Source organism: Alteromonas sp. H39, from assembly GCF_047556435.1.
In the GTDB taxonomy this organism is placed as follows: domain Bacteria; phylum Pseudomonadota; class Gammaproteobacteria; order Enterobacterales; family Alteromonadaceae; genus Alteromonas.
Window position 1 is genome coordinate 2,663,648 of record NZ_CP180210.1, and the last position, 15,064, is coordinate 2,678,711.

At 48.6% G+C, this 15,064-nt stretch carries 11 protein-coding genes; 1 reads left to right on the plus strand and 10 read right to left on the minus strand.

All coding sequences use genetic code 11. The annotated features are described in order from the left end of the window. Positions 1 to 113: 113 nt before the first annotated feature. The 6 genes from ACLBLI_RS11670 to ACLBLI_RS11695 form a co-directional block, all read right to left on the minus strand. Complete coding sequence (locus ACLBLI_RS11670) at positions 114 to 4,307, minus strand: EAL domain-containing protein (RefSeq protein ID WP_414827782.1); 4,194 nt, start codon at positions 4,305 to 4,307, stop codon at positions 114 to 116. Positions 4,308 to 4,570: 263 nt separating this feature from the next. Next, entirely contained in the window at positions 4,571 to 5,077 is a 507-nt protein-coding gene (locus ACLBLI_RS11675) for a hypothetical protein (protein ID WP_414827783.1), read from the minus strand. An 8-nt stretch (positions 5,078 to 5,085) separates the two neighbouring features. Further along, the gene (locus ACLBLI_RS11680; protein WP_414827784.1) at positions 5,086 to 5,586 is read right to left on the minus strand and encodes a hypothetical protein; all 501 of its coding nucleotides are present in this window, start codon (positions 5,584 to 5,586) and stop codon (positions 5,086 to 5,088) included. Continuing rightward, positions 5,583 to 5,801 carry a hypothetical protein gene (locus ACLBLI_RS11685; protein WP_414827785.1) on the minus strand — a complete coding sequence of 73 codons (219 nt, stop codon included), beginning with the start codon at positions 5,799 to 5,801 and terminating at the stop codon, positions 5,583 to 5,585. Before ACLBLI_RS11685 ends, ACLBLI_RS11680 begins: the two co-directional genes overlap by 4 nt. 394 nt (positions 5,802 to 6,195) lie before the next feature. After that, positions 6,196 to 7,500, minus strand: coding sequence for a ribonuclease J (locus tag ACLBLI_RS11690; protein ID WP_414827786.1), 1,305 nt, complete (start codon positions 7,498 to 7,500; stop codon positions 6,196 to 6,198). A 530-nt stretch (positions 7,501 to 8,030) separates the two neighbouring features. After that, a complete protein-coding gene (locus tag ACLBLI_RS11695) occupies positions 8,031 to 10,199 on the minus strand; it encodes a S46 family peptidase (RefSeq protein ID WP_414827787.1) in 2,169 nt (722 codons plus the stop codon). A 166-nt stretch (positions 10,200 to 10,365) separates the two neighbouring features. Between ACLBLI_RS11695 and ACLBLI_RS11700 the strand changes: the two genes are divergently transcribed. Further along, positions 10,366 to 11,043, plus strand: a complete 678-nt coding sequence (locus ACLBLI_RS11700; RefSeq protein WP_414827788.1) for a YceH family protein — start codon at positions 10,366 to 10,368, stop codon at positions 11,041 to 11,043. Positions 11,044 to 11,214: 171 nt separating this feature from the next. Here ACLBLI_RS11700 and ACLBLI_RS11705 read toward each other — a convergent pair whose 3' ends face one another. From ACLBLI_RS11705 to ACLBLI_RS11720, 4 genes are all read right to left on the minus strand, one after another. Next, entirely contained in the window at positions 11,215 to 11,451 is a 237-nt protein-coding gene (locus ACLBLI_RS11705; protein WP_414827789.1) for a DUF2789 domain-containing protein, read from the minus strand. A gap of 389 nt (positions 11,452 to 11,840) precedes the next feature. Beyond that, positions 11,841 to 12,197 (minus strand): DUF2750 domain-containing protein, encoded by a 357-nt coding sequence (locus tag ACLBLI_RS11710; RefSeq protein WP_414827790.1) that lies wholly within the window; start codon positions 12,195 to 12,197, stop codon positions 11,841 to 11,843. 2 nt (positions 12,198 to 12,199) lie between these two features. Beyond that, a complete protein-coding gene (locus tag ACLBLI_RS11715) occupies positions 12,200 to 13,609 on the minus strand; it encodes a M16 family metallopeptidase (protein WP_414827791.1) in 1,410 nt (469 codons plus the stop codon). Then, a complete protein-coding gene (locus tag ACLBLI_RS11720) occupies positions 13,606 to 15,021 on the minus strand; it encodes a M16 family metallopeptidase (RefSeq protein WP_414827792.1) in 1,416 nt (471 codons plus the stop codon). The genes ACLBLI_RS11715 and ACLBLI_RS11720 overlap by 4 nt, the downstream gene beginning before the upstream one ends. Positions 15,022 to 15,064: the final 43 nt, after the last annotated feature.

The following is a 15,064-nucleotide window of genomic DNA, read 5'->3' on the forward strand; positions in this document are numbered from 1 at the left end:
CTCACGGCGCGAGTAATGTGCCGTGGGCGTCATACCGGGATGGCTTGCGGTGGAAAAACGCTAAGTGGTCAAGAGGGTATGCAGAAATATAATACGACTGACGTCACAAGCTACTAAGACGATATCGTCCACTGACGTGTAAGTAGCTCAGGAACTTCAGCACCTGCCACCGGCCGGGAAAAATAATATCCCTGTTGATAATGACATCCAAGTTCTGCAAGGTATTGCGCCTGCTCCAGTGTTTCTACGCCTTCAGCAATACTTACCATAGACAGGCGCTCTGACAAGGTAATGGTTGTGGATACCAAAGCGTCATTGGCATTCCCTGGCTGGATATCATCAACAAAGCTCTTGTCGATTTTCAGTACTTTCAGAGGATAACGTTTCAGATAACTCAACGATGAATAGCCTGTACCAAAATCATCCAGAGCAAGTACGAAGCCCTCATCGACAAATCGCTGAATTTCCGTCAGTGCGTTGCCGGTATTATCCATCAGTACGCCTTCAGTAATTTCAAAGCGCAGCGACGTTACCGGCAGCGCGTATTCTGCTAGCAAATCTTTGACTCCGGCAATATCAAACTCTGTTTTAAAATGAAGTGCAGAAAGATTCACCGAGATGTACCCGTCAAATCCAATTGCGTACCAGTCTGCCAGATCGGCCACGGCACGGCGCATCGCCTGGCGCGTGGTTTCAATAATATAACGAAGCTCTTCCAGTACAGGGATGAACATATCGGGATACAGCGGCTGCTCGGGTAACTGACAACGTAATAACAGTTCAACGCCTTCGGTTTTTCCGGTACGGGTGTTAATAATAGGTTGATAATGATTGTAGAAACAATCTTCGGTATAGGCGCGCTTTACCAGATTTTCGACATGCAGTCTGTCGCGGGCGCGCTGGTTCATTTCAGTAGTAAAGTAGGTGAACGCATTAAGCGTATCTTTTTTCGCAGAATACATTGCAACATCGGCATGTTTGAGCAATTCAGCCGGTTCTTCAGCGTCGTCGGGATAGAAGGACACGCCAACGCTGCATGAGACTCGCAGTATTTCTTTACCCAGCGATATTGGCGTTTCGACAGACTCGATCAACTCCCCGACAAAATGACTCAGTTCATCGACTTGCTTCACGTCCTCCATCACAATGACAAACTCATCACCGCCCAATCGGGCAACCGTATCAGCCCCTGATGCCAGGTTTCGCATTCGATTTGCAACTACGCGCAACAGCTTGTCTCCGTAGTCATGGCCCAGCGAGTCATTGATACCTTTAAAGCGGTCTAGATCGACAAATAATACCGCTACCTTGGTGTCATTTTCTCTTGCACTATCGACAGCATGCTCCAGCCGATCTAACAGCAGGCTGCGATTAACCAGACCGGTCAGACTGTCGTAGTTGGCAATTTTTATCAGTTTTCTTTCTGCGTTTTTCTGCTCGCTGATATCTGATATTACCAACAGATAGTGATCGGTGAGCGCTTTATTGTCCGGATCGCTAATAGCTGTGATCTCAATAAGCACGTCATACTGTTTGCCATCAGCGCCTTCAACAACATCGTCATCTTTCCAGAATTGTCCAGGTTTCAATGAAGACAGTCGTCCCGATAATTGCCTGGCCAGCTTCGGGTAGCGCTGGAATAACTGTTTAAAGCTTCGGTCTATATTTCCTGAATCATTAATACCAAATGCGACAGCAAAAGCACGATTTATCGCTACCGGCTTTTGCGATGAGTCGAAAATTACCACCCAGTCCCGCGTTTGCCTGAACGCATCGCCAAACAGTCGTACCTGCTGTTGCGCCCGTTGAAGGCGGTTTAACTGCTGATGACGTGCATAGAAATAGGACAATACAATAAGCAATAAAAGAACGACGTAGCTGGTGTAAGCCAGTGGCGATCGCCACGGTGCATAAGGGACAAATATGGAGATATCCGCAGGTAAATACGTATCATCAAAGCTATTGGTGGTGGGTTCGACACTAAATGTATATTCGCCGGGTGTCAGTGTAGCAAAAATGATCCGGGGATCCCGGGTATCGCCCTCACTAACCAGGGCATCGCCACGATACAGCGAATACTGATAGTTCGCGTCAGATTTTTTGCTCATCAACATCGGGGAAAAGAGAATGGAGATACCATAATCGTCATGCTCCAACACCACTTTTTCACCAGACAGGTTCTCTCTTGGCAACTGCAAATCGTTTCGGGAGTCGAGTTTGAAGCCCGTAATAACCATCTGGCGTGCAGTGTCACGCTGCTGATTTCTGTCATACAGTTTAGCCGGGTCGAAAAGCACTACACCGTTTGTCGACCCATACGCCATGCGACCGTCGGCGAGCATCGTCACCGCCCCCTCGTTAAACTCTGACACCGAGATTTCCTGGCCATAACGGTAATTTTTTAATGCACCATCCACAGTTGAAAAACGATGTAAACCAGAGTGTGAGCTGAACCATAGGCCATTATCACTATCCATCATCAATGAATAGACTATTTCTGAAGGCAGCGTATTGTCAGCATTGACACGAGCTTTAACCTCAAACGTATCCGCGTCCAGCCCAAGTAGCCCGAACCGGGGAAATGCCAGCCATAACGTTCCTTGTTGGTCCAGCGCCCAGGAAGATACTGACATCGACGTATTGCGCTGTTCCGGGGGTAACTCGTATACCAGCTCGTACTCCAGCGTCTCAGTATCAAGCAACCAAAGTCCATTCAACATCGCCACAAACATGCGATCTTCATAATACGCGGACGTCCCCAGAAAAGAGGAAAAGAAATCCGTATCAAAAACAACAGGATCCAGCGCCAGCGCCTCTACACTATTGGTGGTGTAATCGAAGCGGTAAAATTTATCACTACCAAAATACGCTCTGCCCTGCGCATCTACCGCAGAGCCATAATTCCACTGATTGAAAATCTCAGCATCTCCAACAGTGGGCTGAGGTTTGCGCAATGTCCCTGTCGATTTATCGAAAATACTTATGCCGTTATAAGTCTGCAGCAGCAATGTGCCCTCTTCCCACGGCATGATCTTCTCAATAACTGAATCGCCATTGCCGTCATCCTCGTTCTCAGTAACGATAAATGCGTCAGTCTCTCCAGTCGCCAGATTATAGCGATTCAGGCCATTGTCAGTGCCGATCCAAAGCGTATTGTCGTTCCCCTGATGCAATGCCCAGACGATCACATTACTTAATGTGGGGGTGCTGTCAGTTCGCCGGTTCTGAATTGTCGTCACATTCGCCGTTGATGGCATGTAGTAAAGCGCGCCGCCGTATTCTGTTCCCAGCCAGAGATTATTGTCGCTGTCTTTGGTAATGGTAGTAATGCGTTTGCGTGGAAGGATCGTATCGCCATAGTCAGGTGTAAGTTCATAGACCGTTTCCCATTGTCCATCTGAATTGACTAATGAAAACAACCCTTTATTTGTACCAAGCCAGAAGGCATTATTGTCGGCCTGCGTGATTGTCCAGATATTTTTACCGCGGACAATGTCCTTAAACGGGCTGGTACTGTTTCCGTCCAGATAGGCTTTCAACTCATCCACCGGCGCCATGTAAAGTCCATCAACCGCGCCCACCCAGAAACGTCCCTGCGGATCTGCCAGCAAATACTTCGCATTATTACGTTTGACATTGCCGGGCAAGCCGTTGAGGTAATCCAGACGCTGATAATCTTGCGGCGGTGCATCCAAAACCTTGCTGTAAAGACCTTCTGTCGTCGCTACAAATAGTCTGTTATCAAGGCTTATTGCATACCGAATGCTTTCGGCGTTTTCCAGGGCCTCGTCCAGCAGGCTAAAAATGACACGAATCGAGTTTGTTTCGGTATCGTAGAGGATAACCTCTTCGTAAAGGGAGACAACCAGTTGCGTTCTTGAGTGCCAGTGAAAATTATTTGCAGGTTGGATCCATTCCGGTTGCTCGCGATAAGAGCGCTTAATCTTATGTTCCAGTTGATTACTTTTGAAATCGAATCGATAAACGCCGGATGCGAAAGTGCTTATCCATAACCCCTCGTCAGCTTCCAGAGTCAACTTGTTGATGCTGGCATTGGTTAAGACATTATCGGGCCCCTCAAACTCTTCTGCCCGGTATCCATCCCAGCGAACCAGCCCTCCCTCTGTCGCGACCCAGACGAAGCCACTATCTTCGATAACAATGTGGTTAATGAAATCCTGAGTCAGACCATTTTTTGTTGAAAGCACCTCAAAGTTCGGTGAAGGCACCCTGACCTGGGAGGCTCCCGCTAATGGAATGATGAAAAGAAAAACTACCGTTACTGCTAATCTGCTGATACTGCTCATATTATGGTTATCTTATTGGGAGCAATCACTGAGCTACCTTATTTCACTCAGTTCTACATTAATGGAAACCTACCAAGGTGTTATCACGTATCGCCACAATCTTGATATCAAAAACCGTTTGTCAGATTTCGCCCGGTCTCCGTAGACGTAATCGCGCACTCCCTGTCAGCTCTTAGATGATAGCAAGCATTTGAAATTGTTCATAACGTCTATTGGTATAAGACGTTATGCGTTGGTACCAAACGATTTAAACGCGGCGTAACTCAGTAAATATCATCATCCAATCCCTTTTTTCGATTTCCTATTTCCGCTATTAACTGGCCGCCGAGTAGTGCCACTATCATGTAGTTAATAAAAGGAATCCCCTGCGTGTAAAGGAATTTGAAATAGTCAGTTCCCGAATATTGCTTCTCAATAAAGCGCGCCACTTGCAAAAGGCCAAGAAAAATAAAAATACCAAGTATAATTTTGGACGTTTTCTGAATAGGGGTATGAGATTGCTTGCAAACAGCAATCGCAACAATGACAAAAGCAAAGTCGGTCAGGCCAAAACCAAGATACCACGCGACAAATATCCAGGTTTCCAACAGCTCCAGCACCGAGGGCTGGCTAAGAAGAGCATAAATCCCCTGATGCAAAAACTCGATCAGTATCACTCCGGTAATGATTATCGTGAAACTTGAAATACGATTAACGACCGCTACATAACAAATCAGTAAGAGGATATTTAACACCGTAGAAAGTGGGACCAAATCTAAAAGGGTGTGCATCCAATTCGTTAGATCGTTTTTTGCTGACGAAGACCACTGAACAATGAAATAGCAATAAAGCCGAACAGAGTGACAGCAATAATGAAATTTAAAATGGGAATACTTTGAGTATAAAAATAATATGCGAATTTACTGTTAACAACGAGCCTTTCAACCAGGGAAAACAACTGAATTGCGCCAAGGACAACATAGAGGGATAAAATAACTTTGCTGGCGATGTCGAGCTTTAGATTTGCATTCTTACAAATTGTCGCGATAACGGCCACAAAGGCGAAGTCTGATAATGCAAACCCAAGATACCAGCTGTAATAGACGAGTGTAGAAAAGGCAGGTTCGTGAAAGTGGCTTTTAAGAAAAAATTCGAAACCAACATGAAGAAAGTCAAGCAGCAGGACTCCCACAATCACAAAAGAGAAGGCGGTTAACCTTCTCACTGTAAGTACATGAAGCAAAAGCGCAACGAAATAGAAGGCTATTGCTGTCGGGAGCTGAGGAAATACTGCTGTCATTTTTCCTTATCTTTTGGTCTCTTCGGATCTGGCAGTGGTGGCGTATCACCGCTTCCATTTCCAAGTGTTGTGACACTACAAATCAGGGGGGCCAAGCTGCAAGCCTCGTCAACAAAGCTGGTTGTTCCCTGAGAGGTCATGGGTTTTGCTGAAATTGAAACTGATAATAACCCGATAACGCTGAATACTGCAATTTTTGCGATCTTTTTCATCATAAATCCTTAAGCTTGAATACCTGAACGCGGCAGGTTGCCGTCGTATTTTTTTATCGGCAAAGAGACTCAGGCCTTAAGTAAAAAGGCGCTTGTCTTTTGTCCCTCACAATAAACCAAGGTGGGATATGGCTTCTTAAAGACTGTATTTATTGATGTTTGGCGACGCCCGGAAGCTGCAAACAAGCTAGGTTGTCGGTGTACGAAAGCATGTCATGGGCAACGCGCTGACATGGCATTCTTGATATTGGTGGATGTTGAGGCTTTCTATGTGAAGCGCTATGCGCTTCACACGCACTTCTCATAAACAATATGACCTTCGCTGATTATAGCTGCAGCTTTATGGCACAAAATTGAGAAACAGGTATAAAAGAGAATTCTGCTGACAGGAACCTTACTAATCCTGTCGGACGGGGATCCTGCCGGTTTTCACCACATTGCGACGAATGCCGGCTTGCGGGGCGAGACAATACAAATCGCCATTTTGACCCACATAGCCTTTTCTGACACCGCTACTTTTTGCAATTGCCAGATGGGCTTCTAAATGCTGATTCTCACCGTGTACGGGAATGGCAATTTCAGGCTTCACCCAGTGATACATTAATTTGAGTTCCTCCTGACAGGGATGACCACTGGCGTGAATGGGCAACGCACTATTTTCACTTTGTAATGTACTTATCCCTCTGCCATGAAAACGTGCGACAAGACGTTCAACAGCATCTTCATTTCCCGGGATCACGATGGAAGAAAAGATAACCGTATCACCTTTATCCAGCGATAAGGCAGGATGGGAGTCAAGCGCCAGCCGATGTAACGCGGCTCTGGGCTCGCCCTGACTGCCGGTAGCCACTGCTAAAACCTCTTCTGGCGGCAGGTAGCCCATGTGGTGAGCATCAATCACACTAAGTTCCTGCGGCCAAACATTCGTTTGACGGGCAATACTGTACATATTAACCAGGGAACGTCCCAACAACCCCAGGTAGCGCCCCGTTTTTTCTGCAACACGCGCCAACGTAATCAGCCTGGCGATATTACTACCGAAACACCCCACTACCACTCTGCCGTTGCAGGGCTTTATTGTAGAAAGCAAACCATCATAACAATTGCGCTCGGAAACAGAAAAACCGGGCTTTGTTGCGTTGGTGGAGTCCCCTACCATTGCCAGAATTGATTCATTACCGAGCGCTTGAAAGGCCTGGCGGTCAAACGGCGTACCGGTTATGGGTTGCGCGTCAATTTTCCAGTCAGCAGTATGAAACACGGTTCCGGCTTTAGTCTGGATCAATAGTGCTGAGGGTTCGGGAATGGAATGTGTGATTGCCATCCAGGTAAGAGTAAAAGGCCCAACCTGGCAGGTAGCCTCGACACCCACTTCGATTATGGGCACTTTGTTCAGCAGACCGGTTTGAGCCAGCTTGCGGCGTAATATTTCGGCGGTGAAAGGTGTGGTGTATACCGGACAGCGAAAGCGTTGCCAGAGATAAGGTACAGCGCCGACGTGATCTTCGTGGCCATGGGTAATGACCAGTCCGCACAGAGTTTGTCTTTGCTCGCTGATAAATGACGGATCAGGTGCAACTACCGCATGCCGATGGCTGCCGACTTTGCCGCCCCGATACTCAGGCAGCAGCGGTTCATCAAATGACACTCCGCAATCTACCATCAGCCACTTTCCGTGATGGCCATACAGGTTAAGGTTCATACCGATTTCACCGGTTCCGCCTAAAGGCACAAACCATAGGTCATCTTCCTGCGGTATCAGAGCATACTCCTTCTAAACTGAAAATGTTGATGTCATCTTATCGCACGCAGCATCAGAGGCGTATCAGAAAAAGATCAACAATCTAGCTTACGCGACCAAGTCCGCAGGTTCGGCTCTGACACAATTTGCCGGTTGAGCTGCATCTCTGTCACTCGATGCCAGTCTGCCCCGTACTCCTGCCCATTGACATGCTGCCTTTGCGCTTAAAAAGACAGGTAAAAAATGATGGTTAATAACAGTTTATGATGTCATCGTTTTCACAAGCCAAACCGCTGAATGGCAGCACGCAAGAAGTAATACGTGACGCCCCACTATTACGCTCAGTGCTTACCTGTACGCATTTTGCGTGCATCGCATTGTTCATCCTGTATTTTGCTCAATGACAGGGTAAAAAAAAAGGGCCGAAGCCCTTTTAAGTCAATGCATTAAAAAAAAATCTGATGCAATGGTAGGCGCGGGGAAGCCCGTGCCTATTTAGCTATTTTCATCTCTTCGATGAGGTTCGTTGCACCATCTACGTATTCCATAACCCACAGCATATACCGGGTATCTACATGAATGGTTCTGGTTGTTTTCGGATCGAAGTCCCAGTCTGAGTTCACGCTTTCAAAGGTGCCATCGAACAATAACCCCACCAGTTCTGCATTCGCATTCAAAGTTGCAGAGCCTGAATTACCACCAGTGGAGTCCAGATCAGAGAGGAAATTTACCGGCACGCTGCCAATTTCCGGCAGTGCATACGGGCCGTATTTCTTATCTTCTATTAACGCCAGCTGCTTTTTCGGCGAATCGAACGGCGCCTCCCCGGTATCTTTTTCGACGATGCCTTCGAGCCGCGTAAAGGGTTCATAGATCAGGCCATCTTTGGGTGAGCCGCCCAGCACTGTGCCGTAAGTAACGCGCAATGTGCTGTTCGCGTCTGGATACGCCAGACTCCCCTGCGACTTTTGCCAGTCGATAATGGCGCGCATGTATTTCGGCTGGAGCGTGGCTTCCCTGCCGTCCAGCGTTTTCGATTTATCCTCTATTGCCATTTCGGTATCGTATAGCGCCACAGCCAGTTTGATGAAGGGATCATCACTGGCTTCAAATGAGGCTTTGTCAGCATTCAGCCATTTAAGACGCGTATCCGCCTGATTCAACGAGGTTTTGGTGTACATAGCGGAAAGGATACTGTCCAGACTGCCCGCATTTACTGCGTCATCCAGTCCGAGAGCGTCGTCAAAGGCTTGGATATGGGCGCTTTCAGGTTGCGCCATATAAAGCGTAATAAAGCGCTCCCAAACGGCCTTATCGACGGCTGCATCAAAACGGCGGTCAAGACGCTGCATTTGCTCTTCCAGGCGTTTATTGTCGCGTTCCTGATAGCCAGGCTCGCGCTCTGCATCAGGCTTCTGCTTCTCAATCGCATTACGATAAAGCGTCTGTGCGGCAGAGAGTAACTGAGCCCGGGTCAGGTTGTTGTACCAGAAGTTCTGTTTGCTCATTGCCGCAGACTGCGACTTCACATCGTCCAGTTGCGCAATCGCAGACCGGTATCCATTCGGATCCCCTTCAACTTTTAACCAGGCATTCAGGGCAGTTTCTCGACTCGCGCGTCTGTCCAGCAAACCTACCCGCTTTGCACCAGCCAACTGCCCCTTGGTGTTTTTCAGAAAGTTATTCAGGCCTGCCAGTTGCGCTTCATAAATGATGCGGGCATCACTTCCTTCCGGAGCTGCCGTTTCAATGGCGTCAATCCAGTCAGTAACCAGATCCACATAGGTGGGGTAAAGCCAGTTGAACATGTAATCAACGGTGACCAGTCTTGCGTAGCGGTTTGTTGACCCCGGATACCCCGCAGCCATAACAAAATCACCGGCTTCCAGGCCCGCTGCAGAGACTGTCAGCACGTGCTTCGGTTGATAAGGTACATTGTCTTCGCTGTAGTCAGCTGGCTTACCATCCGGCCCGACGTAAGCGCGGTAGAACGCGAAGTCGCCCGTATGTCGAGGCCACATCCAGTTATCAATATCACCACCGTACTTGCCAATGGCATCTGCCGGCGCGTAAGCAATTCGCACATCACGAATTTCCAGTTGCTTGATCAGTTTGTATTCCAGACCGTCATAAAATGCCGGAACCGAACAGCGGTATCCATCTTCGGCTTCGCATTCTGCGATTATCGCTTTCTGATTTTTCACAATAGCATCGTAACGGTCACGACCGGTTACGTCGTCGCCCAGTTTACCGGTAACTTTATCGGTAACATCGGAAAAACCTACGGTAACCCACATTCGGGTTCCCGGCGCTGCCGGAAGTTCTTTATCTGGTGACGTCGCTAAAAACCCGTCTTTAAGATAATTGTTTTCCGAGGTGGAATTATATTGCACCGAGCCGCGTGCACAGTGATGGTTAGTAACGGCGAGTCCGGTATCGGACACAAAAGACGCCGAACACCCCCCAAGTGATACGATCGCTCCCATAGGAAACCCCGTGAGGTCACTGAGTGACTCCGGCGACAGCGCCAGGCCAGTGCTTTTAAGATCATCGGAGATTTCCGGAAGCTGCTCCGGCGTGAACATCCCTTCTTTGGCAATCGCACTACACGCAGCTATCGCAAGAGGAACTGCCAAAAAGGCACACAATTTACGTGACATTCTGTTTTCCTTGTCAGTAATACTTATTTACACTGCTTGTTATTACATAACTGATGTCTGGTGTCATCTGCGTACAGACAGAACGGGCATTTTTTTGCGACAACGCATCATGTTATGTCAATGAAACTTGACAGTTTTTAGCAAAAAACGCAGGAGAATTAAGTTTATGATGTCGTCTTTGAACGAAATTGAAATCCGTATTATTGGCGTTTTGCTGGAAAAATCGGTGACGACACCGGAGCAATATCCATTATCCGTGAATGCACTTACAAACGGGTGTAACCAGAAAAGCAACCGTGCTCCCGTAATGCAGCTCTCAGAGACGGAAGTACGAGAAACACTGGACTCGCTGAAAACCAAGCGGCTGGTGCAGGTTTCTTCAGGCTTTGGTAGCCGTGTTGACAAGATCACACACCGCTTTTGCAATACTGAGTTTGGCGATCTGAAGTTAAGCGAGCAGCAGCTGGCGATAATTGCCGAGCTATTTTTACGCGGTCCCCAAACACCAGGAGAATTGCGTGGCAGGTGTTCACGCATGGCACACTTTTCAGGTATGGCCGACATGGAAACGGCGTTGGAAAGCTTGCAGGCCTATCAGCCTGATCCCCTGATTCGGTCAATGCCTCGTGAGCCGGGAAAACGTGAAATCCGCTACCAACATTGTTTTGGAGACAGCGATGCAGCCTCAGAGCCAACCTCCGCCGCGACAGAGCCAGCCCCCCGGTCTCATGCAACAAATCACACCCATGAGCTGGATGCGGTTAAACAGGAACTTGAGACGCTCAGGCATTCTCTTGCAGCACTTTCTGCACGCGTTGCTAAGCTGGAGCAACCAGAGCCTTAATGAGCAAGCCGGTAATGTTGGTCTCATTGCAGCAATAAGACCGCATTAGCGAATAAATACCGGCACTCCCTACCCGGGGATTACCCTAATCTCGTCGCCCGGAAGAAGGTGGCTGCCTGTCGGTAAACCAGTGCCAGCAACTGCGCGCAAAAGTTGCTGAGCAGGCAGGAATTAATCATGGTGTAGCTGGGCGTTAAGCTGGTCAATCACTTCCGCCCACTCTGCGTCATCAAGCAATGCAGAACGTAGGAAGGTTGCCTGAGAATCACTCCAGAACGGTGCTTCCTCAATATGGCGGCTGTCATTCATGCCACGGTGTTTCACAATAAAATCTTCAATCGCCTCGTCACTGCTATCCAGCCCAAGCTGCGTAAACAAATCTTTCATTGTAGGTTGCTCGGTGAACATCGTTATCTCCATTTATGAATTTACCGGACGTATACAGATAAACGAGCACGGCGAACTTTAAGATCACGGCTTACCTGGGCTGGAAAGACGCAAATCAGGCAATGGGCTGGATCAGTCGGTGCAAGGCGCTTTACGATGAGGACAAGGACGAAATATTACGCTAACGCTGGCGTGCAGCTGAATCTCCACAACGGCCTGAAAGCCGGACAGAAAGACAAAAAAGGCAGCATAACGAGACGTCATGCTGCCTTTTTCACATCGGTTTAAATCTTAATGTGGTACTGGTCTGGTTGCGTGCCTTATCCTCGCAAAACCTTCTCGGTCCGCCGGACAGAACAACCGCTTACGGTATCACCGAACCTGGTACTCAGTGATAAGTTGCGATGACGTTAACTTAACTGTTCCGCGAATTCAGCTGGCTCCAACACTTCCCCTTCTTCACCAGGAACTGGACAAACCATCACCAGCAATTCGTCTTCCTGCATGCCGGGCACCCATTTTTTAAACCAGTCTGCCAGTGAAATTTGTAAAGGCTCACAGTGCGACCAGTCGTCGGTAGCCCACAAACTGGCAATGCCCGCGTCAGGCCAGACCGGAATGCCATCTTCGTCATCGGCGGTGAGCATTACACAGCCATGCTCGTCGGTAAGGATCCACAGCGCCTCATTTTCTTTAATCGCGGTCAGCGTCTCATTCAGGCGTTGCTGTGCCGACACACTCAACAACGGGTGTGACATTCCACTCATTTTTACTTCTCCGATTGTGTCGCTGGCAGATTCTCTACCACCGACAGCTCTGTTTGCATTTGCTCAGGATCACCCACCACAATCAACGACATCGTAGTCAGATCCAGATAGTTTCTGGCGGCTTCTGATACCGTTTCTGCACTGACGTCATTCACCAGCGAGATATAGTTGGTTAACCGCGATTTTGGTAAACCATGAATATCAAGATTTACCAGTTGCGCGATTACACCTGAACGCGAAGAGTTTCTCAATACGAATAATCCAGACATGTAGTTTTTTACGCCCTGCAATTCATCAGCAGGAGGTGGCATTTGTTGCAGTCCGGCAATTTCCGATACAATTTCATTAATCGCCTCTCCGGTACTTTCCGCCTGAATATCGGCTGACTGATACCACACGGACGCCCCATCGTAGCTAAATACCGCACTTCTGGGAGAGTAGGTATACCCCTTATCTTCTCTGATATTTTGCGTAATACGGCTGGAAAACATGCCGCCAAGCAAGGTATTCATAACTTCAAGTGCTATGTACTTGTCATCTGCTGCAGGAATTGACCGCTGGCCTAACCTGACTGTCGACTGCACCGCGCCTTCGCGTGGTATCACTACCAGTTGTGAGGCAGGTGCTGCGGCCGGTGGCTCTGTGCTGTCGGCCTGCGTACCTGCGGGCAACGAAGAAAAGGCGCTGGTAATCGCCTGTTTCAGGCTGCGGCTTTCAAACTGACCGGCAATATACAGGTGCGCATTACGTCCGGTTAGGTAGCGTGATGCAAAAGCCTGCACATCATTGCGCGAAATTCGGGTAAGCTCGTCATTAGTCGGGAAAATGCGGCCGTAAGGGTGTGCCGGATACATTGCCTCATAAAACGCTTCTACCGCTTGCCCCTGCGCTCTGGATTTTGCAACTTCAATTTGCCGCCACTGATTCGCCACAGCTCGCTCAAGGTCCTCTTCTTCGAACACCGAGTTTCCAACAAGGTCTGCAAGTAAAGCCACAGCCTGGTCATTAAACTCGCTGAGAACGTCGATAGCGATACGGCTGGTATTCATGCCCGCGCTGGCAGTTACCTGTCCGCCCATTGACGCAGCCTGTTTGGCGATGTCAGAGGCAGACAATGACGACGTGCCCTTGTTGAGCAGCTCAAAGGTGATGTCGCTTAAGCCACGGGTGTCCCCATCATTCTCATTACCGGTGTTAAAATGCAGCACCATGGTGCTTTTGGGTGTGGTGCCATAGGGAATTAGCGACACTTTCATGCCGTTTTCGAGAGTGAAACTCTCTACTTCTGGCAGTGTGAAATTCTTAGGCGTCGCCGGGGCGGGTGGCTCAGAGGGAAATGTCGACGTATAGCCAGCGCCAGGCAGTACACCTAATGCAACCGTAAGCGAAAGTGTTCTTATTATGCGGTTCATTTTGCTTCTCCCGGTGCATTCTCCTGCGCCATTGTTTCGGGGATCACAGTAAATATTGTGCGTTTCTCAGGCATGAGGTACGTCTTAGCCGTTTGCTGAATCAGTTCCGGGGTCACGCTGGCGAACGCCGACTCGATGCGGTTTATGCGCGTTGGATCATCATCAAACAGCGCAAATGTCGCAAGTAAGTCCAGTTTTCCAATACCGCTGCCATCAATCGTGTCATAAAGTTGAGAACGAAGCTTTACGCGGGCTCTGTCCAGGGTTTCCTGAGAAACTGGGGCGGTTTGCAATGAGTTGATAACCTCATCGATGGTTGTGGTAATTGAATCATCGGTTACTGCGGGCTCATGGATCATACCGGCAGTCCACAGCATGGGGCCCTGATAATTAAACATGTTGCCCAACATATTGATGCCGCCAAATACATTGCTGGAGATGCCCATTTCCTCCACCAGCTTCTGATGCAACAGACTGTCGTCTCCCTGAAGCAGGATCTGGTCTATCAGTCCCATCGCATAATAGGCTTCTGAGTCACGTTCCGGCATACGGTAAGCCACTGCATAAGCAGGTTTTGGCGCCAGTGGATCGACTCGGCTAGCTTTTCGCTCTGCGGTTTGAGGCTGCTCTGAAATATCCGGTTTTGGCGCCAGTGTCACCGCAGGGATATCAGAGAAATACTGCTTCACCCAGGCCATGGTCTGGTCCACATCTAAATCACCGGTAACAACCAAAACCGCATTATTCGGTGCATAATACTGTTTGAAAAACGCATCCACGTCTTCGAGTGTGGCCGCATCCAAATCTTCCAGGTCGCCATAGAAGTTGTGTGCGTTGTACCAGTTATCAAAAGCATGTTGCGGCAGATCCAGCCAAGGGAACCCGCCATACGGCTGATTCAGTACATTAACTTTCACTTCGTTTTTCACTACGCCCTGCTGATTGGTGAGTTCGGCCTGCGTGATATTGAGCCCCCGCATACGGTCAGCCTCTACCCAGATAAAGGTTTCCAGTGTATGTGCGGGAAGAATTTCGTAGTAATTGGTGAAGTCAAATCGGGTAGAACCATTGTTGATACCGCCGTTACCATTTACCAGCTTGTCAAACTCACCTTTAGGAAGGTTTTGAGAGCCCTGAAACATCATGTGCTCAAATAAGTGCGCAAATCCTGTCCTGTCTTTAGGCTCAATACGAAAACCAATGTTGTAGTAAACACCTACCGCCACAATTGGCGCAGTGTTGTCTTCAGAGAGGACGACTTTCAGGCCATTATCTAAGGTCTCATAGTGAACGGGTACTGCCAGTCCGCCACCGTTGACCGGCTCACTTTCAGACATTTCAGTAAGATTTGCAGACTGCTGGCACCCTGCCAGCATACCCACAAGGCTAAACGCCAGTATGAGCTTTTTCATTCATTTTTCCTTAAACGCTTCGCGTTACTGGGCTTGCTGACCT

Bases quoted from the DNA above. Each gene is read 5' to 3' on its own strand.
- ACLBLI_RS11670 (WP_414827782.1), bottom strand. From the start codon at position 4,307: ATGAGCAGTATCAGCAGATTAGCAGTAACGGTAGTTTTTCTTTTCATC.
- ACLBLI_RS11675 (WP_414827783.1), bottom strand. From the start codon at position 5,077: ATGCACACCCTTTTAGATTTGGTCCCACTTTCTACGGTGTTAAATATC.
- ACLBLI_RS11680 (WP_414827784.1), bottom strand. From the start codon at position 5,586: ATGACAGCAGTATTTCCTCAGCTCCCGACAGCAATAGCCTTCTATTTC.
- ACLBLI_RS11685 (WP_414827785.1), bottom strand. From the start codon at position 5,801: ATGATGAAAAAGATCGCAAAAATTGCAGTATTCAGCGTTATCGGGTTA.
- ACLBLI_RS11690 (WP_414827786.1), bottom strand. From the start codon at position 7,500: ATGAACCTTAACCTGTATGGCCATCACGGAAAGTGGCTGATGGTAGAT.
- ACLBLI_RS11695 (WP_414827787.1), bottom strand. From the start codon at position 10,199: ATGTCACGTAAATTGTGTGCCTTTTTGGCAGTTCCTCTTGCGATAGCT.
- ACLBLI_RS11700 (WP_414827788.1), top strand. From the start codon at position 10,366: ATGATGTCGTCTTTGAACGAAATTGAAATCCGTATTATTGGCGTTTTG.
- ACLBLI_RS11705 (WP_414827789.1), bottom strand. From the start codon at position 11,451: ATGTTCACCGAGCAACCTACAATGAAAGATTTGTTTACGCAGCTTGGG.
- ACLBLI_RS11710 (WP_414827790.1), bottom strand. From the start codon at position 12,197: ATGAGTGGAATGTCACACCCGTTGTTGAGTGTGTCGGCACAGCAACGC.
- ACLBLI_RS11715 (WP_414827791.1), bottom strand. From the start codon at position 13,609: ATGAACCGCATAATAAGAACACTTTCGCTTACGGTTGCATTAGGTGTA.
- ACLBLI_RS11720 (WP_414827792.1), bottom strand. From the start codon at position 15,021: ATGAAAAAGCTCATACTGGCGTTTAGCCTTGTGGGTATGCTGGCAGGG.